Genomic DNA, 21,093 nt, shown 5'->3' on the forward strand with positions numbered 1-21,093 from the left:
AAATCATTATTATACGTCTGATGCCAGGCCTGGTATAGTTACCGGCCAGTATATTACCGGCCAGATGCTCATCTTTAACTAATTATAATTGGACAGGTTATAGTTGGCATTGAGCCAGTTGATCATGCCGATCAGGTGTCCTTTTAGTTTTTGTGCAGTAGCGAATTCTACGTCGGTGGATTTTTTTTGCAAGCTATCCGGAGAAATATACAACGTGTTGGGTGTATAAAAGTGGCCGGCGAAAAATTTGAATAGCTCGCCAAGATTTTCCTTTGCCAGGAACCCTTTTTCAATTTGCATCCTGATGAACAGGCCAAACTGCGGAACCGGTAAATTGATCAGGAAGCGCGTATTTGTTTTTGCATTCTTAGTATCTCGTATAAATCTCCGCTGTAACTTAACCCTTTTTTTTGCGAAAGTATATTTACCGTTTACAAATTCACCCAGTTCCATAAATAGACTCCTGTTCTTAGAGGGCATGATCAATCCTTTTTCGGTCGTCAGGTTATAAAGCCTGTCCTTTTCTGCTAATAACATTTCTCGTTGTTCATGCAGGCCGGGAATGTCATCCAGGCGCTCCCTGAGCCGGTGTAGATAATAGAGGTAAAACGCTTGTATGTTAAAATCGTGAATGATCAGCAGGTCGGCCAGTTTTTTGTTGTCTAACTCAGAATCGTTTAACAGCAGATCCATCAGGGAGGAAATGTACCTCGTGTCATCCCAGGTGATGTCCTTTTTATTGATAAGCGCTGAGATGCCGGGTATTACAATATCCAATAGTGCTTTATCAATAACGAACTCATTAAAATGACCGCATAATTTATAAAACTTTTTTTTCAAGCCGGGGATAACATGTCGCAAATTTGCCTGTGATATTTTTACGCCAGCTGCCGCTCCCGGAAAGGATTCACCGAGCGACAACAGGAGCTCTTCCAATAGATTAAAGGAATAATAGTAATGTTCCCTGATAATCTTCGCCTGGGGATGGTTTTTTAGAAAAACGGAATTTTTTAAAATGTAGGAATTCAGCGTATTGCTTAAAATAACAATGCCGGTAATTAAACGCTCAATGTGCTTTGCATCATGCTCCTGTAGATTCAAAGGCCATTCTGAAACTTTAAGAAGTATAGCGGTAACTTCTTTTTTCAGGAAATTTTTCCATTTATTGAATTCTAAAGTAGTGATATGTTTGCCCGTAAAATTTTTAGGGTCTATTGACTCTTGTACAAATAGCCGCAGTTGGATAGATATAAAGTTCATAAATGATGCTAAAAATTTGTTTTTGAAACAATAAAATTTACTTCCAAAACTAAGCGGCCACCGAAGTGGTATAAATACTTATATCAGGGGTTTACGGTAACTAAATAGGGGTAGGTTTGATGACATACGGACAAATTCACCCAACCGGCAACGATTATTCTTCCAATTATGGTTTATCATTTAATATTTCTTTAAAAAATCCTATTTTTACTTATAAGGACTTCAAAGTAACCTATATGATAAGATGTATCGGGATAGATGATGAGTTTTCGTGCAATGAAATATTGACAGAGTATTGCAGCCGGATACCGTTCGTTGATCTTGTGGCTACTTTTACCGATCCGTTATTGGCATTGCCCTTAATTCAGGATGGCAAGCTGGATCTTATATTTCTTGATTTCTATATGAGCCCGATGAATGCGCCGGCTTTCCTCCCTCATGTTCCGTCTTCTGTTAAAGTTGTGATTACAACTTCCGAACGGCTGAGCCGCATAAAAGATTATCAATTGAATGTTGCGGAAATGATCAACAAACCCTACTCTTTTGAAAAGTTCCTGGCCCTTATGACAACATTCTATAAAAAACAAAAGAAACGCTGAAAATATCCCTTTTTACACTGACTTTAAAGTAAGTGTTGACAATCCGGAAAATACAGGTATATTTAAAAATCTTAGCACATTCCGTGCTATTGTGATAAGGTTTAGGTAAGAAAAGCCTGGCGCGATGCCTGGCTTTTCTCTTTTAAGACCGTTTTTGCATTTGAGAAAGCATCTTGGATTGTAACAATTTTGTTGTGTTATTCCACAACTACCATATTCCGGCCACCATAAACATCCGAAAACAACATAATTTGTGTTCAAAGGCATCTCTTCCGAATTGAGACTATTGGGATAGAGGATTGTTATTGAGTTTTTCGAGTTTCATCCGGCCCTGGTGCCACAGGTAAACCGCATCGATCAGCACGGCAAGCTTATCTCTGAACATTTCAAAATTCGGGCTATCCAAATTTTTGATATTGCTTCCCTTGTCAAAATAAGCGAACATCAGCCATCTGAAAAGTTCCTCGTCAACCTCGTTGAACGGCTCTTCTCCAAACAGATCTTCTATTTTTCTTTCCAAAAGCGATAATTCATTGCTCATTGTCAACAGTGTTTTTGATAAAGTCACGATAGGTGACAACATGACTATTATCAAAGTTAAACTTTGTTGTGATATGCCACAACAGCATTAACATTATATTATTCCAATTTCCCTAATCATTTACAAGGATAATGGTTAGCGATTTAGATAAGGGAATATTAATACAATTTGGAAAGCGTCTTAAGTTTTTAAGGCAGGCTAAAAACCTGACCCTCCGCAAAATGTCGCTGCTATGTAACGTAGAATATGCAGATATTCAGCGGTATGAAAGCGGAAAACAAAACATTACCCTCCTTTCTCTCGCCGAGCTGGCGAAAGCCCTCGAAGTTGAGCCCAAAGAATTGTTAGAGTTTAATCCGGAAGCTAGTCAATAGCGGTTTTCAACTCTTTTTTGCAATCCATAAATTATATTTTCGGGATAGACTGGTATAAATTCGGGAGATAAGTACATTTCCCCGTGGTAGCTATGTCGCTTATAAAATTAATTTTGTAAATGCCTGCTGAAGTGTTTGCCTGGCTTAAACCATATTTAACGCGGATACAATCAGGAAATGAAAAGAATCGATTTATTTGATAACCATCCAGTGTATAGCGTTTTGGGTTATCAGGTAATCGTAGGACTTATTCAACTGTTAACAGATGAAGGCTTGCTGGACGCTGAAGAGCGAAATGGCTGGTATATTAATTTCAGGGATTTTAGAGATAGCGCAGTGATGTTATATAGAGAAATGAACGATGATCAAAAAAAAGAGTTAATTAACTATCTACGGTATAAAGCCTATTTGGATAGTACCTGTAATAGTAATGAACTTTGTTAGATAAACCCCTAATCATTTGTTTGATTGTTATGATCATTAAGAAAATAAATACTAATCTTCTGCTCATGAGTAAGTGTAATCTTGTTTTCATAATTCTAATTATTCTATCCGTAAAATCAACTTTTAGTTTTGCGCAGTTACCCGTACAGGTCAGATCAGGGTTGATTGATATAAATGATGGTACGATTGGTAAGCCGAATGCCAATAAGTATTCCGCATTGACGGATAGCCTGGACAAAAACTTAAAAACTCATCCAAATGATACCTCCAGTTTGTTTTTCCGGGCAGTTCTTTATTTGAGTTTCAATAAGGTGATGGTAAATCCGGACCTGGGAAATAAAATCGCATTCAATAATTTGATTATAGCTAAAAACATGGCTGAAAAAGCGATTACATTAAAAATGCAGAACTTTTATTTAAAGGTACTGAGGGCCGAGATTTATAGAGAACTTAGTTTTAGATTAGGTGGCGATGAGTCGTGGAAGTTTAACAGTAAACAAATTGCAGACAGGAGAAAACAGTTTAACCAGTATAAAGAACTGGCCAATAAATATTATGATGAACTGGCCGTTCTTGATAATGGAAATGCTTATGATTATCAGAAATTAAAGGTGACCAATAAGTATCCATTATAAAAGTATATAAGGATTTTATTTTTTCTTTGTATTTCCTTTTCTGATCAGCTTTTTGCTAGTTTTTAAGTACAGATTGTTTCTGCCTTTTTTCTCCGAAACAAATAGCATATTTTCATCCACCAAACTTAAGAGAACCCCAGAAATCCTGGTTCTTATAAACGGGCTAATGTCTGTGATAACCTCCAATTCCAGTAACTTGAGTGCCACATCCCCTACTGATTGCTTCTGAGCAAAAAAATCGAAATCAGTATATAATTTTTTAATATTATAGGTTATAAAAACTCTGGATTGTTTCTTAGATGAAAGCTTGTATCTTGGACCATATGGGATGTTTATATCAAAAAATTCTGACAATGGATATAGCAAAGTTTGAGCATAGGCAATATAATAATTTATATCGACTGTTACCCCGTTTTCAATATCAACAATCGTTGAAGTAGAAAAACCTGTTAAATCTCCTGCGTCACTTAATGAATATTCAGATGTTATTCTTCGTTGCTTAAGTTTTTCTCCTAATATTTCGGTGGCGTTAGGAACCTTATATTTTTTCTTTCCTTTTTCTAAACGGAGGCTATCTTCTATCATTAATCAAATGAAGAGATATAGTATATACTTTTTTTAAGTTAATTAACTGTTGATTTGTATATATTAATCTAAATTGTTATATTTGATGTAAATTAAATGATGTGATTGCCTATAGATGTAAATTCAAATAGTTTATAACAACAATCTTAGGATTGAGTAAATACTACCGAAAGAACTTGTGGGGAAAAGTAGGACATTCAGAACACAAGAGTAGGTATGAACTCATTTCCTATGCTATCTTTGCATGGCATAAGGATTTGGGTCGCCTGCTTATTCTGTGTTCGGCCGTCTTCGGACGGTGGCCGTCCTACGCCTTCTCGGCAGAATAAGCACTAAAGGCGGCCCTGCCTTATGTTCATTTCTTTTGGTGTCATAAAAAGATATTAAAAGAAAATGAAGGTCATTCAAAAACAGATAAATTCATTGTTATTCTTCGATTACTATTCAAGTAATCGCTATCTGTTTTCTTTATTTATTACTCGAAAAATCACTTCCTTTTCACTCCAGAACCCGATCAAAAACATAATTTGTAGTCCCGAATAAATAGCGGGTAAAGGGCAGCCGATCAGTTAATAGTTAATCTCTGCATAAGGCTGCCGTTTCTTCTTTTCGTATTCATTTACGGCAATTATTATCAACTAACTCATTAACTGAATTACATGAAAAAAACTATACTAATAATAGTACTGGCTGTGCTTTGCCTAGATTTTGGAGCGCGTGCGCAGGACAAACCAAATATCACTGCTCTCAAAATCGGCGACCAAATTCCCGATATTACCATTAACAACCTCATTAATTATTCAGGAGCTGACGGCCAACCCGCTGCAAGCGTGAAATTATTCAACTTTAAAGGCAAGTTATTGATCCTTGACTTTTGGGCTACCTGGTGTGGTTCCTGTTTAGCGCATTTCCCCTTAACCGATAGCTTACAAAATGAATTTAAAGATGAACTGCAAATCCTTTTGGTCAATGCCCTAAACACAAAAGACACCAAAGGAAAAATCCTCACCACTCTGCGAAAGTTCGATAAATCGGGCATTTCAAAATTCAGTTTACCTTCTGCTACCGGGGACACGTTATTAGAAAAAATGTTCCCGCATTTTTCTATTCCCCATTATGTATGGATAGATCAAAATGGCATCGTAAAGTCTATTACTTCCGCCGATGAATTGACACGTGATAATATTATACGCTTTTTTAAAAATAATCAGGCACCTGTCCATCATAAAAGTGATTTTGATCCCACACGACCTCTTTATACAGTAAAAGAGCTTCCTACAGAACACCTATTGCAATTCAGTATGCTGCTAAAGGGGAAGATTGACGGGATCGGCGGTGGCGGGATGCGGGTTATAAATGATACGGCTCGCGGTATTATCCTGCACAACCGTAGCCTATTATCCATTTATCAAAGTGTCGTCGCTGGTATACTCCCAGGATTAAGCGAAAACCGGCTGTCGGTTGAAGTTAGAGATCCCTCCAAACTTTCTTTTAGGGCATCTAAAGAAAACAAAACCACCTGGGAAAGTGCAAACCTGTACAGCTATGAACTTATAGTTCCGCCAGATGAGATGGCTCATTTATATGACCGTATTCTGGAGGATATGAACAGGTACACCCCTTATAAAGCCCAATTTGAAAAACGGAAAATACACTGCTGGATACTGGAAAGATCGGGCCATACCGACCTAATGCATACAAAGGGAGGCCAATATATTGATGCGCTAACCGACAAAGTTAATCCCAGGCTTAACAATGCCCCCCTGCTCAATTTATGTATATATCTGAATAAGATTAGTAATAACGCCGTAATCCTTGACGATACGGGATATCTCCGAAACGTCGATCTGCAATTTAAGGATAGTGTAGTGGATATGGCTGCTATGAAAAAAAATCTCAGGCGATACGGTTTAAAACTTTATGCAGCATATAGAAAAGTTGAAATGCTGAGCATTAAGGATAAATAAAGAGGAGGAAATCAAAACTCAAATTTTAACAAATTAACGTATGAAACTAAAACTACTCATCATAATCATCTTAGGTATGTTCAGCCTGAATCTGTTCGGGCAGCAAAACACGAACGGCAAAATAATAAATCTGCAGACGGGAGAAGCCATTGGGGGTGCAACCATTAGATTAATAAAAAGCAAAATAGTAACGTCCAGCAGTGAGGATGGCTCGTTTAATTTTACTGCGGGAAGTTATCCTGATACTTTGGTTGTTAGTCATGTGGGATACAAAACAACACATTTATTTTTGGCTGGCTATACACAGGCGCAGCATTTAATAATCAGGATAGTGCCCGGCACAACGGCATTACAAGAAGTCGTTGTTTCTACAGGATACCAGACTTTGCCAAAAGAAAGAGCAACAGGTTCATTTACTGTAGTAAATAATCAGAAGCTAAATGAACAGGTAAGTACCGATCTACTGTCACGATTAGAGTCTGTTACCAATGGGCTTGTTTTTAACCGTACGACCAGTGCTACGCCTCAAATACAGATACGTGGTTTAAGTACGATCAATGGCCCAACTGCACCATTGATCGTGGTGGATAACTTTCCCTATGAAGGAGATATAACCAATATTAATCCTAATGATGTAGAAAGTGTGACCGTATTAAAAGATGCCGCCGCCGCATCCATTTGGGGGACGAGGGCCGGGAACGGCGTTATTGTCATCACCACCAAAAAAGCCAGGTTCAACCAACCACTTTCCGTTGATCTTAATGCGAACCTGACGTTTGGTAAAAAACCTGATTTATCCTATATCCGGCAAATGGCATCCAGTGACTATATCAATGTTGAACAGGCGCTTTTTAACAATGGTTTTTATGACAGCAGAATAACTGACCCATCACATCCCAGTTTAACACCTGTAGTAGAATTACTTTCAGCAGTACGCAACGGGACTATTTCAGCCACCAGGGCCAATGCACAGATCAATGCTTTAAGAAACAGCGATGTAAGGAATGATTTTAATAAGTATTTATATCAGCAAAGCACGAACCAGCAGTATGCGATCAGTTTAAAAGGAGGGTCTGCAACCCAGTCCTGGCTGTTTTCGAGTGGCTATGATAAAGATCTTAGTAACCTCGCAGCTGGCTACGACCGGGTGAATCTTCATTTCCTGGACTCTTTTAAGCCAATTAATAAGTTGCAGGTCAATACCGCCATATATTATACCCAAAGTACATCGACTGCCGGTAAGCCTGGCTTCGGCGATATTACTTCTTATAATGGCGCTTTGTATCCCTATGCAAAATTTGCGGATGTAAATGGCGATGCATTACCGGTGGCAAAAGATTATAGCTTATCCTATTTAGCTACGCTTCCATCGGCGCAGTTAGAGGATTGGAAATATTACCCGCTTACAGACTACCAGCAAATAAACAATAAGACCAATTTGCAGGACTTAACTGCTAATCTGTCTGCACAATACCAGTTGTTTAGCTTCCTGAATTTTAATATGCAATACCAGTACGAAAGACAGGATTCACATACCAATAATTTACAAGGCGCGGGTAGTTATGCAGCAAGAAACCTGATCAATGAGTTTACACAGATTGATGCTTCAGGCAATGTTACGAACATTGTGCCCGTAGGCGGTATTTTAAACCTTTCAGACCAGTTGATAGAGTCACAAAATTTACGCGGACAGTTCAACCTGAATAAAGGCTGGGGCAAAAACGAGGTCAATGCGATAGCAGGATCGGAAATAAGACAGGTGAACACGACCGGGAACGCGAACAGTTTATATGGTTACGATCCGAGCACCCTCACCTTTGGCAATGTTGATTTAACCAATACGTACCCAACTTATGTGACCGGATCATCCCTGTTTATACCGGACAACAAAAGTTTAACCGATACCAGGAACCGTTTTGTTTCCTTATTTGCCAACGCTGCCTATACTTATGATCGTAAATATACTTTCTCTGCCAGCGCACGGAGGGACGCGTCCAACTTGTTCGGGGTAAATACCAATAATAAATGGAACCCGTTGGCGTCTGCCGGCCTTGCCTGGGATATTTCTAAGGAAGGTTTTTATAAAGTAGGGTTTTTACCATACCTAAAACTCCGGGCCACTTATGGACTTAGCGGTAATGTAGATTTATCCAGAACAGCGGTAACTACGATCAGCTACCAGGGAAATTCACCTTATACACAAACGCCGTATGCGGTATATAATACCTATGCCAATCCTGACCTGAAATGGGAAACGGTAAGGATGTTAAACCTGGCCATTGATTTCAGTGCATTGAATAACAGACTATCAGGAAGCATAGAATATTATCATAAGAACGCTAAAGACCTTTTCGGCCTCGCGCCACTGGATTATACAAGTGGCATAGATTACTATATTGTTAAAAATGTAGCGGCAATGAAAGGTAATGGTATTGATATTACCCTAAACAGCATCAATACTATGGGTAAACTAAAGTGGACAACAGCGGTCAATTTCAGTTTGTATAAAGATCAGATCACCGCCTATTATCTGGGAGATCAAACAGGATATGCCTATGTAGGCAGTTCACCGGTCATTTCAGGAATTGTAGGAAAACCTGTTTACTCTGTTCTGTCTTTTAAATCTGCGGGGCTTGATCCATTGAACGGAAATCCGCGTGGCTACGTAAACGGGCAGGTCAGTGAAGATTATAACACGATTTATTATAATAGCCAGTTGTCTGATCTGAAATACAGCGGGTCAGCTTTACCCACAAAATTCGGATCAGTAGCCAACACATTTACTTATAAAAATTTATCCCTGACCGTAGCAGCCACTTATAAACTGGGATATTATTTCAGAAAGACCTCTGTTGACTATGGGCTTCTTTTCAATAATGGTCAGGGTAATGCTGATTTTGCCCTGCGCTGGCAGAAACCAGGGGATGAACTGCATACCTATGTGCCATCGATGGTCTATCCTGATATTCCTGCACGGGATGCTTTCTATGGCGGCTCCGAAAGTTTGGTAGAAAAGGGCGATCATGTGAGGTTGCAATATATCACCCTCGGTTATGAATTTAACCGGAAAACGATGCCCCGGCTACCTGTTAAGACTCTGCAATTATACACCAATATCAATAACCTGGGAATTATCTGGCGGGCGAATAAAGACCATATTGATCCTGATTACTACTATAGCGGCAATACGTTAAAACCTCCGCTTACGATAGCGTTTGGTTTAAGAACCTCATTTTAATTTACCGTATGCTTAATTCCAAGACAATTAAAAATCATGAAAAAATTCAATCCCATCATTATACTGCTCTTTCTTTGTATTATAGTTTCCGGCTGCAAGAAGTTTCTTGACGAAAAACCGGATGCCAAACTTGCGGTGCCGACAAGCCTTGTTGATTTTCAGGCATTACTGGATAGTTACCCGGCCATTAATAATTTCGATCCGGGATCTGGAGAAATATCAGCCGACAATTATTACCTCACGGACGCGGTTTACCTGGCCCTCCCACAGGAAACTTCCAGAAGAATGTACACATGGCAAAAAGACAATCTGTTTTTACCACAAAGTAATGATTGGTTTTATTCCTACAGGCCGGTATTCACGTCAAACACGGTTTTGGAAGGATTGCACAAGATAACCCTGACTGCAGGAAATCACAATGATTACAATAATGTAAAAGGACAGGCCCTTTTCGTGCGGGGGAAAGCATTTCTTCAGATCGCTGGCTTGTGGACTTCTGCCTATGATGCAAGCACAGCGACTACTCAGCTGGGTATTCCCATCAGACTAACGTCTGATTTTAATGAGGCTTCGGTCAGAAGTAACCTGCAAGAGACCTACAACCAAATCATCACCGATCTTTCTTCCGCAGCTGCCTTGTTACCCATAACACCTTTGCAGGTGATGCGGTCATCAAAACCTGCCGCGTATGGCCTATTAGCCAGGACTTATCTTAATATGAGGCAATATGACAAAGCGGGGCTTTATGCAGATTCCTGCCTGCAATTAAATCATGCTTTATTGGACTATAACACCCTAAATACTGCTGCAAACTATCCGATAGCACAATTTAATATGGAAGTGATCCATGAAAATAAAATTCCTGTTCCCGCACCATTGAGTAATTCAAGAGCAAAGATAGATTCTGCACTTTACCGTTCTTATATGGCAAATGATCTGCGTAAAACGATCTTCTTTAAAGCAAGTACTGGCGGAACTTACGCTTTCAAAGGTAGCTATGAAGGAGGAGGTAACTTATTCGGGGGGATAGCAACCGATGAAGTTTATTTGATCAGGGCAGAATGTTTTGCAAGAGCGGGGAAACTGACCGAAGCCGCAGATGATCTGAACATATTATTAAAAAACAGGTTTAAAACGGGAACCTTTGTGCCGATTAGTGCTTCAGATCAAACTATTTTGCTGACGGCCATACTGAACGAACGGAGAAAGGAGCTATTAATGAGGGGGTTGCGGTGGATGGACCTAAAAAGGTTAAATAAGGAGGGGGCTAATATTACTTTAACGCGAAAGGTAAACGGACAAACTTATACTTTATTCCCGAATGATTTGCGATACGCATTACCCATACCTGATGACATTATTCAGTTAACCGGAATGCAGCAGAATCCTAAGTAAAAGGAAGGCAGTGCTGATTTGCATTGCCGTTCCTTTTTTTGTTTGGTTAATCCTTTGTAGATATGGCCTGATCCCTGATCTGGGTGTCAGTGCGGGCATTTAACCAGGTTTGCAGATCTCCTGTTACGCTTACCACACAAGGCAAGGCTGTTCCGTCACAAGATGGCCCTGAGCCGCTGACAACGGAATAATTTGATGCGGTTTTATCCTGGGACAGCGTGGTGCCATTGAATTGGTATTGAACCGGTGGCAGAACTTTGATCTTATGATCTGGTGCTTTCATCGCAATTGCTGCGCCTACACCTAATACAATTGTAAACATGGCCACTATAGCCATAACTTTGTTTTTGAACAGTTTGGTGTTCATCATGATTGAACTTTTTATAATAGCAAAAAAGGGCTCCAAAAACTTTATATTTATAATTCGATTAATTCGGTTGCTCGTGAGGTGAGCCGCCCCGAAAAGGCTCGTCTGATGTGGCGGGTCTTTTCATGTATTACACGTTGCTGGTGCTACCCGGAAACAATGCAAACTTGCGGTTATGAATCGGACGGTCAAGGAATCTATTAGAAGAGCATGTGTAGTTAGATATTGATCGGATATTTACAATATCGTATCGTAAATATGACTTTATACAACAGAGGATAAAACGGATTGTATAAGTTGCGAAAACAACAGGTATTATCAATCCGCGATTGACCCAGCCCTTTATAAATATTAAGTTTCTCATAGGTTAAATAAGTAGTATAAAGCTACAACTGAATATTCTTATACGGAGTAAACCTCAGTTCAGAAATCAATTACCTTTTGTTCAGAAATGGGTTATTAAATGATAAGCTGCTTCCAAGTTATGGGTGGCCATTGTCCTTGATGAGACGACTGAGCGATTGTGGAGTAATACCGAGATAAGACGCAATGATCTCCTTTGAAATTTTTTGTTCGATTTTAGGGTGTTTTTGAAGTAAGTCCAAATATCTTTCCCAAGCTGAAAGACTAATCAGATCATGAGTTCTTTTTGTGTGATACGAAACATATTGCAGCATTAGACATCTGATAAATATTTCGGCATACGGAAACGCATCAATAAGGTCTGACAGTTGTTGCCTCGATATAGACAATAATCTGCTGCCAGGCATCACCTCAATATATAATTGGGATGGAGTGCGTTTTAAAAAGCTTTGAGGTTCTGTAATAATGGTTTGCTCATCCCATAAGCAGATAGTGTACTCTTTCTCCTTTAGTTCATCGTCATAATAACCCCTTGCCATCCCATTTTCGACAAAATAGAGGTGATCAGCTATCTGGCCTGGATTTAACAAAAGCTGACGATGGGTATGATGGCTAAAACCAATTTTTGAATTGATATAATTTATTAACTCTTTGCGATTTGCCTCATTTGTCAGTTCTTTCGGAAGCGGATTCATGCTGAAAAGCACGTCAAATAAACGATGTGTCTGCATAGGAATATTCTAGAAGGTGGAACTTGCAGGAGATCTTAACTCCTATAATCTGGGTCAAATTTACCGTGCCGGCGAGGTGATCTAAATACTCAAATCAGGGATATGGTATTACTAAATAGGGGTATATTTAATGACAAACGAGCGCAAAGTTATTGTTCGCGACGATTCTGCAGTTTATGAATTAACGCCGCCCTGTTATTTACTAAGGCTTTTCTGAAGATATTTTGAATGTGCTTTTTAACGGTTTCACTTGAAATAAACATGCTATCGGCGATTTCGCTATTTTTCATTCCTTTATACAATTTCTGAACGATTAGGATCTCTGTTCTTGTTAAACTGTAATGCAAGCAACTAGCCAGGAATTCTTCCGGGCTGATACCATCAATGGCCGATTCATTAAGTTTCCGATTAAACTCCTGTCTTGCATTGGTGACAGATTTAGCCAAATAAAGAACTGTGATTATGATGATTCCCGTATTCGTGCAAAGCACTTCTATTAACTGACTTTCTTCTACCAGGCCGAAGAGTGCTAATGCTAACCAGGGAGTAACCGCACAGTACATCGATACTTCCTCCAGGTATTCGTTCTTATTACGATTTACCTCATGCTTATGCCGAATCGCCGTAAACATAACCCAAAGCAAAACAATCGCATAAATAAAGGGTACAATCATCCCAAAACGGATATCTACATTTAACTTGCCATTTATCGCATAGACAATGACAAAGAATATAAGATAGGGAAGCATCAGGAACAATGGTACTCCGAACAGTGCGTGCCAACGCAATTCTTTCAGTTCAAATCCTCTATAAAAATAATATGGGAAATAAGAAGCCATAAGAAAACCAGTGCCGTAGGCAATCATTTCCTGGATGTTAATGGGGATATTAATTTTTGGATCAGGAAAGAGGCCGCCGGTGATATTGTATAACAGCATTAAAAACAGCAATAACAAATATCGGCCACGATTTTTATCTCCCGGCCAATAAAAGTAACTTGCCAACTGGAAAATGAACATCAAGATTTCAAGTCCAATGAATATAGCGGTTACGATATGAATTTGAGTTCCGAATACCAGCATAATATTACTTATCTGGCTCCCGTTTCAAAAAGAATAGGGTATACCCCAATTCCAATTGATTATAGGTGTGAAAACCAAGTACTTCATACCAGGGTATGTTCCTTAAAGTGGAAGTTTCCAGATATACCGGTAGATGTTTTCGGTTTGATTCAGCAATGATCTCTTTCATTAATTTGCTGCCGATGCCTTTGTGCTGAAATTCCGGATCAACACCAATAAACCATAGATAGGCTATATTTTCTCTGGGTTGCAATTTTTTGATTTTTTCCTCACGCTTTAATGCTTTGCTTATCCCGCTCAGGCCTACGGCTTGAACAATCAGCCTTATATCAAGCCATATTGACTTTAGCGTGGTACGTTTTTGTTGCGGATACAATATTAATGCACAGGCATTTTTATCATCAGATAACCATACTTCGCCAAATAACGAACATATCTCATAAGAGTAATCCATTAATGCTTGTATACGTCGCGCTCTTTTCTCATCCTTTCTGATGATGAAATTTACACTCTGGTTATCTTCAAATGAACTAATTAACACCTTTATCACCGTTGTTTTGTCAACAACTTCAGCCTTGATCATAGTTAGATAAATAAAGTAAATAGCAGCATTCTACTTCACATCTCAATTTATCTGTACCTGTATAAAATAACTTGCTACGAATATTTTTCAACAATGCGATAAGTCGAGGTGAATAAAACCGGATAAAATTAACTATTGTTTAATTATCGTTTACCAATTGGTAAGGTCAGTATCTCCCGAATATTTAGCTGTCTGTCCCGAAAAAGCCCTATTGTATAGAAAATGGTCAGTAAGAGCAGCTAACAATCATTCTTTTGAAGAAATAAAACGCATCAGGTTCAAAGCGAACTACCGCTACTATTTGATAAGAATGTACCATGAAGTTGAAAGTATTAGATATGCCCCTTTGCCGAACGCCTGTGTTCAGTGTAACAGATGACCTGAAGGAAAGATGGCAGAATTTGAAAATACTTATTAGCCAGGCATCACCTTCGTTTTATAAGATCATTGAAAATTTAGAATTTCACGAATTAGAAACAGGCGACAAAAAAATAAGCTTTTCCGTATGGAAGTATTTTAACAGGGCTAAATATAGGGCAACGCCTTTTGGGGGCTTAGCCGCGTTTACTATCCTTCCGTTTTCAACCGACACATCACCCTTAGTCTTGGATGGAGATTTGTTAAGCAAACACTTTGTAGACTGGCAGCAAAAGGATTCATATACAAACGATGTTACCAAAGTCGTCCATGACTCGGTATGGTTTCACACCAATTCTTCGGTTTATACGGTTGGGGATGAAATTCGCTTTATTCGTATCAAACATGGATGTTTTGAAATGGCTTCAGTAATAGGGTTTCCGGAACTTAGTGCTATTATAACCCTGTGTAAAGAAAAAACTACTAAACAGGAAATTTACGATCACGTACAGTCTAATTTCGATCTGCATATAAAATCTATTGACGGACTGCTCGAACAACTTTTAAACCTTCAGCTCCTTTTAACTGAGTTGTTTCCAAATGTAACCGGTGAAGATTATTTTGAAAGGTTAAATTTTGAAAAGTCTGCATTAACCAGTATGTACACTATTTCAGAGCGCAGATTTATCACAGGCGGTTTCAGCGAAAGAAAGGTCAAGGAATTTCCAGGTTTGATAAGATTTTTACAATTGAATTTATCCGATGCTGGTAATAGCTCATTGACTACCTTTCGTAACGCATTTCTTAAAAAGTTTGAAAAAACTGTTGTTCCACTCAATATTGTAATGGACCCCGAAATCGGGATTGGCTATGGCAACCTGGGCGATCAGTTGAAAGATCAGGTGCTGATTGATATCTTAGAAACTACACGACAAAACGAACGGTCTTTACAAATTCCTAATTCCAAATTATATCATTTTCTATTGGACTCGTTAATAAAGGGCGGCGATATCCGGCTGGAGGAGTTCGACGGGCCCTCAACTCAAGTCTCGAAACCTCTACCAAATACCTTTAGCGTCATGTATCGCTTTTTTGGCGATCAACCTGTTGTAGAAAATATGGGCGGCTGTACAGCAAATGCATTAATTGGCCGTTTTACTATTGCAAGCCCGGAACTTGAAAAACTGGGCAAGCAAATCGCATCCATAGAAAAAAAGGCAAACCCTGATATAATTTTTTTCGACATTGCCTACCAAGCTGAAAGGCAAGTCGACAATGTAAACCGGCGAAAACAACTTTATGACAACGAGTTGCCCATACTGACCTGGTCATGTAATCCGTCGCCGATAAGTTTTGACGATATTCTTGTTGGGATTAGCAATTCCGAGGTAATTCTTTGGTCAAAGAAACTTGGAAAACGACTGGTCCCGCGTATTCCATCAGCATACAACTATACCCGTTCAGATTTGGCTGTTTACCGATTTTTGTGTGATCTCCAACATCAGGGCATAAAGTCTGACCTGAGTTTTAAAATCCAGCAATTTTTCCCTAACCTCCAACGCTATCCGCGAGTAGTATATAAGAGTATAATTATTTCACCAGCCATGTGGCTGTTGCCAAAGGACATCTTACAAAATTTAGAAGCAGGTCACCAATTAAAAGCGCAGGCCGCTTTGAATTACTGGCTTAAAGTAAGCCAGATCAATTTTCGTCTTAAGGCAGGCTTTGCAGATCAAACTTTATGCTTTGACCCTGCTATAGAAGCAGATAAAATTGCTTTCCTTCATTTTTGCCGCCAGAACCAACAAAAGGCTATATACATTTCCGAAGCGTTAATAACAAACGAATTAGACATTACAGATGACAAGGGTAAACCATATGTAGCCGAATATATTGTACATTATGGACATGAAGGTAATATCTATTCTGGAAGTCAATATTTAACAAATTTCACGGAACATAATCGGCCCTTAAAAAGTATCTCTTTGCCAGGAGGTGATTGGCTGTATTTTGAAATATATTGTCTTCCTTCCAAAAGTAACGCTGTGCTGACTAACCAAATTGCTGCTTTTTTGAAAGAAGGTGAAAAAAACATAAAAAAATGGTTTTTTATCCGGTATGAAGACCCTAAACCACACCTTCGGTTACGCCTGCAATTAAAGGATATATCTCAAGGTTACCTTACCATTAGTCGCTTAAATTCATTAATGGAAGAAGATTGTTTAAGTGGATTAATTTCCGAAATTCAAATAAAGACTTATTTCCGGGAGGTGCATCGATATGGCGCTACGAGAATTGACTTTGTTGAAAGTTTTTTCTGCACCAATAGCAAATTGATATTGTCTTTGCTGAAAAAAAAATACACTACCGCGTATCTATATGCTGATACTTTAAGGTTAATGAAACGATTTTTAGAACTCTGTTATCAAGATCTAGCTGCCCAAATAGCCTTTGCCACTAAAATGGCAAATAGCTTTAGCGAAGAATTGAATATGAATCCGGAAACTTTTAAAAAAATAAATCAGTCATTCGAGAAGCACAAAGAGGCCAGGCAAGTGCCCCCAGTTAGTGGTAGGTTGGTTCGTTGTTGCGAAAAGCAATTTCTTAAAATCATGAATCGTTGTGATAACAACATTGATCGAGCTAGTATGCTAGGGGATTTATTACATATGCACGTCAACCGATTATTTTTGTCTGACCAGCGGAGTCATGAGGCAATATTATATCATTACCTGGTGAAAAACCTAAAGACTCACCAGGCCCTTTCAATTGTGAAAAGGGGATACCCAACTGAACTTTAAAATGATTGGTATCATCCGTATGATAGTAAAATGTTACATCATCGCCATAGGCGTATTTTAATCTATGTTGTATGTTGCTTAAGCCCATATGGTTTCCAGCAACCTTTTTTTTGTTGTCTATTAAATTGTCGGTTTCGATAAAAAGTGCCCCGTCTTTCAAATAAATACGGACCAATGCATCGTGTCCGTGCTCTGTTAAGTTACCGTGCTTAAAAATGTTTTCTACCATTGTCAGCAGTACTAAAGGAATTAAATGTATTTGCCGGACATCTTCTTCATACTGTAATTGAAAACCTAGCCCGTGATTCTTTCTGATTTGATTCAAATACAAAAGATTTTCTACCTGGTCTATCTCATCTCCTAAAGGAATAAAGTCACCCATTTTGTCAGAATCTATTGCGTAACGCATCATTTCAGCCAGCGTTATAACCGTATCAGCGGCAGTTGGGGAAAGGGATACAATATTGTGATAAATAAAATCCAACGTGTTAAATAAAAAATGGGGATTAATTTGTGCTTTTAGGAAAGCATTTTGGGCTTTAGTCAATTCCTGCTCGGATTTTTGCCGATAAATGATGTCATTTAGTCGCTGTTTTTCAAGCTCATTTGTCTTTCTTTTTTCTTTATTGTAAGTAATCAGAAAAAAGTAGCCTGTTGCAAAGCCAATAAAATAAAGATCTCTAAAAAAAGTTTTTAAGCTATACTGAAAGTTTAACACTAGAGAGCCTTTATTAATAAGAACGTGGATATTGATTAGCAATTTATCCACAAAAAAAGATATTAAAATAAAAACCAGTATTTCCAGCAATAGGACAAGTGGTAGTTTCCACATTATAGTTTTGCTGGTTTTCAATGCCCAGGGTAAAGACCAGTTGGCATGTAAATAAAAAAGGAAAATTATAATAACATAATGCGCAACATATGTTATTGGATTTCCAAATACGCCCAGAAGCCAACCGATTGTAAGCGATTCATATAGAATAAATACGATCCATATTAATATATGGAGCCTGTATTTTTTAAGCCAACTTGTAAAGATTCCTTTCATGATAAACCTCCTTTCTGAATAGAATTTTACCTATTCCAGATAACCATTTTCAATGCCGATTAAATTCACGATAAGTTTCATAAAAAAAGCTTATGAAACGCAAACAATTTAAAATTATCGACACCACACTTTTGGTGTACAAATCCTCTAAATCTTTAAAAAACATTACAGAAACAGAGGGTACTGATCCAACAACGAGCATGATCACAATGACAAAAACTGGCATCTTCGGTGCCGGCAATTCAAATTAATCCTTTAAAGGCAAGGCGTTAATCCTTACGCTTTGCCTTTATCAATTTTTCCGACATAAATGTTGTAAAATCCTTTTTATAATATTCTCCAATAGTAATGCTAAGGCCATTGACCATTTTAATAGTATTGCCATCAATAGAGTCAATATGATCCTTTCCAATAATATAGCTTCGCTGGAATTGCTCAAAGTTTGGGAATTGCCTGAATATTTTGGAAATTTCGGTCAACGACATATAGGTGAGTACTTTTTTGGTTAGCGTATGGATCAGCACATAGTTTTGTTTGCTTTCCACAGCAACAACCTCGTCATACCTGATTTTTACAATCTTTAAATTGTCGTCCTTGTTCTTTACAAAAAAATAATCATCAGGTGCCTTTATATCTGTTTGGGACTTCTCGTCTTTTGGAAAGAGTTTAGTAATGGTAGCGGCAAATTTGGATAGCGTATAAGGTTTCAACAAGTATGCATCAGCCTCCACTTCAAATGCTTCATAACCATATTGGGTATAAGAGGTTGTAAACACCAGCTTACGGGTTTTCTGCCGGATCTCCTTGGATAACTCTATCCCTGTAATTTTAGGCATGTCAATATCCAAAAGTATCAGATCAACCATATCGGCCGTAACCAGGTCAATTAAGGCCTGAACCGGATCAGTATAAGACTTGACTACACTCAAATTTGGAATCGAACTGATGTAAGTTCTCAGTCCCTCAATTGCATAGGGCTCATCATCTATGATAATGCATTTGTTTATGTCCATATAATAGCAACTAATTACGTTTAATCGTTATTCGTTCACATTAACACGTTATTCTTGTAATATGTGTTTTCCAAACGATAACGATGGCAAAAGGCATTAATTAATTAGGATCTTATATCGGGCACTTCTACAACGATAGCTATCTATTTTAGCACCTCCGCTTATCGCGTCAATCTTACAGTAAAGAAAACGAACCCTTCTATGTAGAAAACATCCCCTTTTGGGTAATTAAAGTGAGCTTTCTCCTTTTTACGATTAAATTAGTGAAATAGTTGTTTTGAGGCATGTCGATCAGGCCGAAATTATCGACATTGCTCATAATGAATGAGTTAAAAAAGATTGAATTGTATATTCGACGATAAAATTATTACACTTTGCAAAAGATTAGTTATTTTGTATTAAGTAAGTTCTATTTACACTGCTCTTATGGACAAATTTTTGATCGGCATAATATTAAGAACCTATGTTGAATTGTATTATTATTGATGACGAACAATTTTCTGTTGATGCAATTCTAAAATACATCGAACTTCTCCCAAAACTTTATGTTGTGGCAATTTACAATAACCCACTTAAAGCTTTAGAAAATGTTACCCTGGAGAATAATATCGATTTGATTTTTATGGACATAGATATGCCTTTTTTGTCCGGAATCGAATTAGCAAAAGCTTTAAGGCCTAAAACACAAAAACTAATATTTACAACGTCTCACTCTAAATATGCATTTGATGCATATGAAGTGGAAGGCGATGCCTATCTATTAAAACCCTTTAGTTTTGGGAAGTTTTCAATGACAATCAATCGGTTGTTTCCGAATGAAACGGTTGCCAAGATCCCAGAAATAAGCCACGGCGATGATTATTTTATGGTAAAAAATAAAGAGGAAGACTTGCGGATCGTAAAGGTTGGCTACAAAGAAGTTATCGCTTTTGAAAGTTCACAAAATTATTTGAAGATACACTTGGCAAATAATAAGGTCTTAACCGTTTATTTAACGATTAAAGATATTTTGGAACTCTTGGGATCACGTGATGAATTCAAGCAGTTTCACAGGGCCTTTGTTATTTCGACCGATTGCATAAATTACATAGAAGGCAACATTGTCAAAATGAACAATAATTTATCATTCACCGTTGGCGAAAGTTATCGCGAAAATTTTACATCCTACTTGTCCGGCAAGCTGCTTAAAACCTCAAGGAAGCGGTAAATTCAAATTCAGGTAATTAACAATTACAAGCCGGTTAGCTCTCAGGTTACGACTATTAGAAAACTGATTTTTTTCTAATAGCTGTCTTAATGATATAGCTGGTTCAGGTACTATTAAATGAATTGTTATCCCGATTTTTATAAAACAGCCGTTCTTCCGTACCAATATTCAGTTTACTTTACAAGTATAAAACTGTTTAAGAACCATTTTAAACGCCAATAGAAGCGTTGCCATGGTAACACTGGCTGAATTGTCTGATATCAACTACCGCAGCTTTCATACGCTCCGTTGGGCTAAACCGCCCCCTCCATAAGTACTTACTCAGCATTTTGCAAGAGCCTCGAAATTACTTTAGCTGAATTTATGGGTACTTAAGAATTAAACAACTAGCTCTTTATTAATATTTTAATTATTCTACTCTCCGAAAAACAGCTCTTTTCTGCACAGGGGTGAAAGCTTTGTTTCACCCCCTTTCACTGGTTACGCATATCCATATCCGCTTG

The 21,093-nt window shown here is 38.2% G+C and carries 18 protein-coding genes and 1 pseudogene; 10 read left to right on the forward strand and 9 right to left on the reverse strand.

What is annotated here, in order from left to right; genetic code table 11:
- Nucleotides 1-78 precede the first annotated feature (78 nt).
- Nucleotides 79-1,260, reverse strand: coding sequence for a hypothetical protein (locus DEO27_RS28060; protein WP_112571074.1), 1,182 nt, complete (start codon nt 1,258-1,260; stop codon nt 79-81).
- A 119-nt stretch (nt 1,261-1,379) separates the two neighbouring features.
- On the opposite strand from DEO27_RS28060, the gene DEO27_RS28065 reads away from it, so the two are divergent.
- Nucleotides 1,380-1,859 carry a response regulator gene (locus DEO27_RS28065; RefSeq protein ID WP_112571072.1) on the forward strand — a complete coding sequence of 160 codons (480 nt, stop codon included), beginning with the start codon at nt 1,380-1,382 and terminating at the stop codon, nt 1,857-1,859.
- 283 nt (nt 1,860-2,142) lie between these two features.
- On the opposite strand, the gene DEO27_RS28070 is transcribed toward DEO27_RS28065, so the two are convergent.
- Nucleotides 2,143-2,400 carry a hypothetical protein gene (locus DEO27_RS28070; protein WP_112571070.1) on the reverse strand — a complete coding sequence of 86 codons (258 nt, stop codon included), beginning with the start codon at nt 2,398-2,400 and terminating at the stop codon, nt 2,143-2,145.
- A 131-nt stretch (nt 2,401-2,531) separates the two neighbouring features.
- On the opposite strand from DEO27_RS28070, the gene DEO27_RS28075 reads away from it, so the two are divergent.
- The 3 genes from DEO27_RS28075 to DEO27_RS28085 all read left to right on the forward strand — a co-directional run bounded on the left by DEO27_RS28075 (nt 2,532) and on the right by DEO27_RS28085 (nt 3,853).
- Complete coding sequence (locus DEO27_RS28075) at nt 2,532-2,774, forward strand: helix-turn-helix domain-containing protein (RefSeq protein WP_112571068.1); 243 nt, start codon at nt 2,532-2,534, stop codon at nt 2,772-2,774.
- 177 nt (nt 2,775-2,951) lie between these two features.
- A complete protein-coding gene (locus DEO27_RS28080; protein WP_112571066.1) occupies nt 2,952-3,218 on the forward strand; it encodes a hypothetical protein in 267 nt (88 codons plus the stop codon).
- 29 nt (nt 3,219-3,247) lie between these two features.
- A complete protein-coding gene (locus DEO27_RS28085; RefSeq protein ID WP_112571064.1) occupies nt 3,248-3,853 on the forward strand; it encodes a hypothetical protein in 606 nt (201 codons plus the stop codon).
- Nucleotides 3,854-3,868: 15 nt separating this feature from the next.
- Here DEO27_RS28085 and DEO27_RS28090 read toward each other — a convergent pair whose 3' ends face one another.
- On the reverse strand, nt 3,869-4,438 hold the full coding sequence (locus tag DEO27_RS28090; protein ID WP_112571062.1) for a helix-turn-helix domain-containing protein: 570 nt from the start codon (nt 4,436-4,438) through the stop codon (nt 3,869-3,871).
- A 659-nt stretch (nt 4,439-5,097) separates the two neighbouring features.
- Here DEO27_RS28090 and DEO27_RS28095 point away from each other — a divergent pair.
- The 3 genes from DEO27_RS28095 to DEO27_RS28105 are packed head-to-tail and all read left to right on the forward strand — an operon-like array spanning nt 5,098 to nt 11,038.
- Nucleotides 5,098-6,405 carry a TlpA family protein disulfide reductase gene (locus tag DEO27_RS28095; RefSeq protein WP_112571060.1) on the forward strand — a complete coding sequence of 436 codons (1,308 nt, stop codon included), beginning with the start codon at nt 5,098-5,100 and terminating at the stop codon, nt 6,403-6,405.
- Nucleotides 6,406-6,445: 40 nt separating this feature from the next.
- On the forward strand, nt 6,446-9,643 hold the full coding sequence (locus DEO27_RS28100) for a SusC/RagA family TonB-linked outer membrane protein (protein ID WP_112571058.1): 3,198 nt from the start codon (nt 6,446-6,448) through the stop codon (nt 9,641-9,643).
- A gap of 36 nt (nt 9,644-9,679) precedes the next feature.
- A complete protein-coding gene (locus DEO27_RS28105) occupies nt 9,680-11,038 on the forward strand; it encodes a RagB/SusD family nutrient uptake outer membrane protein (protein ID WP_112571056.1) in 1,359 nt (452 codons plus the stop codon).
- Between the two features lie 46 nt (nt 11,039-11,084).
- Here DEO27_RS28105 and DEO27_RS28110 read toward each other — a convergent pair whose 3' ends face one another.
- The 4 genes from DEO27_RS28110 to DEO27_RS28125 all read right to left on the reverse strand — a co-directional run bounded on the left by DEO27_RS28110 (nt 11,085) and on the right by DEO27_RS28125 (nt 14,164).
- Nucleotides 11,085-11,408, reverse strand: a complete 324-nt coding sequence (locus tag DEO27_RS28110) for a hypothetical protein (protein ID WP_129567796.1) — start codon at nt 11,406-11,408, stop codon at nt 11,085-11,087.
- A 479-nt stretch (nt 11,409-11,887) separates the two neighbouring features.
- Nucleotides 11,888-12,499 carry a Crp/Fnr family transcriptional regulator gene (locus DEO27_RS28115; RefSeq protein WP_112571052.1) on the reverse strand — a complete coding sequence of 204 codons (612 nt, stop codon included), beginning with the start codon at nt 12,497-12,499 and terminating at the stop codon, nt 11,888-11,890.
- Between the two features lie 149 nt (nt 12,500-12,648).
- Nucleotides 12,649-13,581 (reverse strand): helix-turn-helix domain-containing protein, encoded by a 933-nt coding sequence (locus DEO27_RS28120; protein WP_112571050.1) that lies wholly within the window; start codon nt 13,579-13,581, stop codon nt 12,649-12,651.
- 4 nt (nt 13,582-13,585) lie between these two features.
- Nucleotides 13,586-14,164, reverse strand: coding sequence for a GNAT family N-acetyltransferase (locus DEO27_RS28125; RefSeq protein ID WP_112571048.1), 579 nt, complete (start codon nt 14,162-14,164; stop codon nt 13,586-13,588).
- 317 nt (nt 14,165-14,481) lie between these two features.
- Here DEO27_RS28125 and DEO27_RS28130 point away from each other — a divergent pair, with 317 nt between their 5' ends.
- Nucleotides 14,482-17,322, forward strand: a complete 2,841-nt coding sequence (locus DEO27_RS28130; RefSeq protein WP_112571046.1) for a lantibiotic dehydratase — start codon at nt 14,482-14,484, stop codon at nt 17,320-17,322.
- Nucleotides 17,323-17,686: 364 nt separating this feature from the next.
- Here DEO27_RS28130 and DEO27_RS31815 read toward each other — a convergent pair.
- Nucleotides 17,687-18,370, reverse strand: a pseudogene (locus tag DEO27_RS31815) (histidine kinase); the annotation flags it as partial.
- 92 nt (nt 18,371-18,462) lie between these two features.
- Here DEO27_RS31815 and DEO27_RS31655 point away from each other — a divergent pair.
- Nucleotides 18,463-18,621 (forward strand): hypothetical protein, encoded by a 159-nt coding sequence (locus DEO27_RS31655; RefSeq protein ID WP_167516256.1) that lies wholly within the window; start codon nt 18,463-18,465, stop codon nt 18,619-18,621.
- Nucleotides 18,622-18,639: 18 nt separating this feature from the next.
- Here the strand turns inward: DEO27_RS31655 and DEO27_RS28140 are convergent, their stop codons facing one another.
- Nucleotides 18,640-19,383 (reverse strand): LytR/AlgR family response regulator transcription factor, encoded by a 744-nt coding sequence (locus DEO27_RS28140; RefSeq protein WP_112571042.1) that lies wholly within the window; start codon nt 19,381-19,383, stop codon nt 18,640-18,642.
- Nucleotides 19,384-19,846: 463 nt separating this feature from the next.
- Here DEO27_RS28140 and DEO27_RS28145 point away from each other — a divergent pair, with 463 nt between their 5' ends.
- Nucleotides 19,847-20,590 (forward strand): LytR/AlgR family response regulator transcription factor, encoded by a 744-nt coding sequence (locus DEO27_RS28145; protein ID WP_112571040.1) that lies wholly within the window; start codon nt 19,847-19,849, stop codon nt 20,588-20,590.
- Nucleotides 20,591-21,093 lie beyond the last annotated feature (503 nt).

Source organism: Mucilaginibacter rubeus (genome assembly GCF_003286415.2).
GTDB lineage: Bacteria > Bacteroidota > Bacteroidia > Sphingobacteriales > Sphingobacteriaceae > Mucilaginibacter > Mucilaginibacter rubeus_A.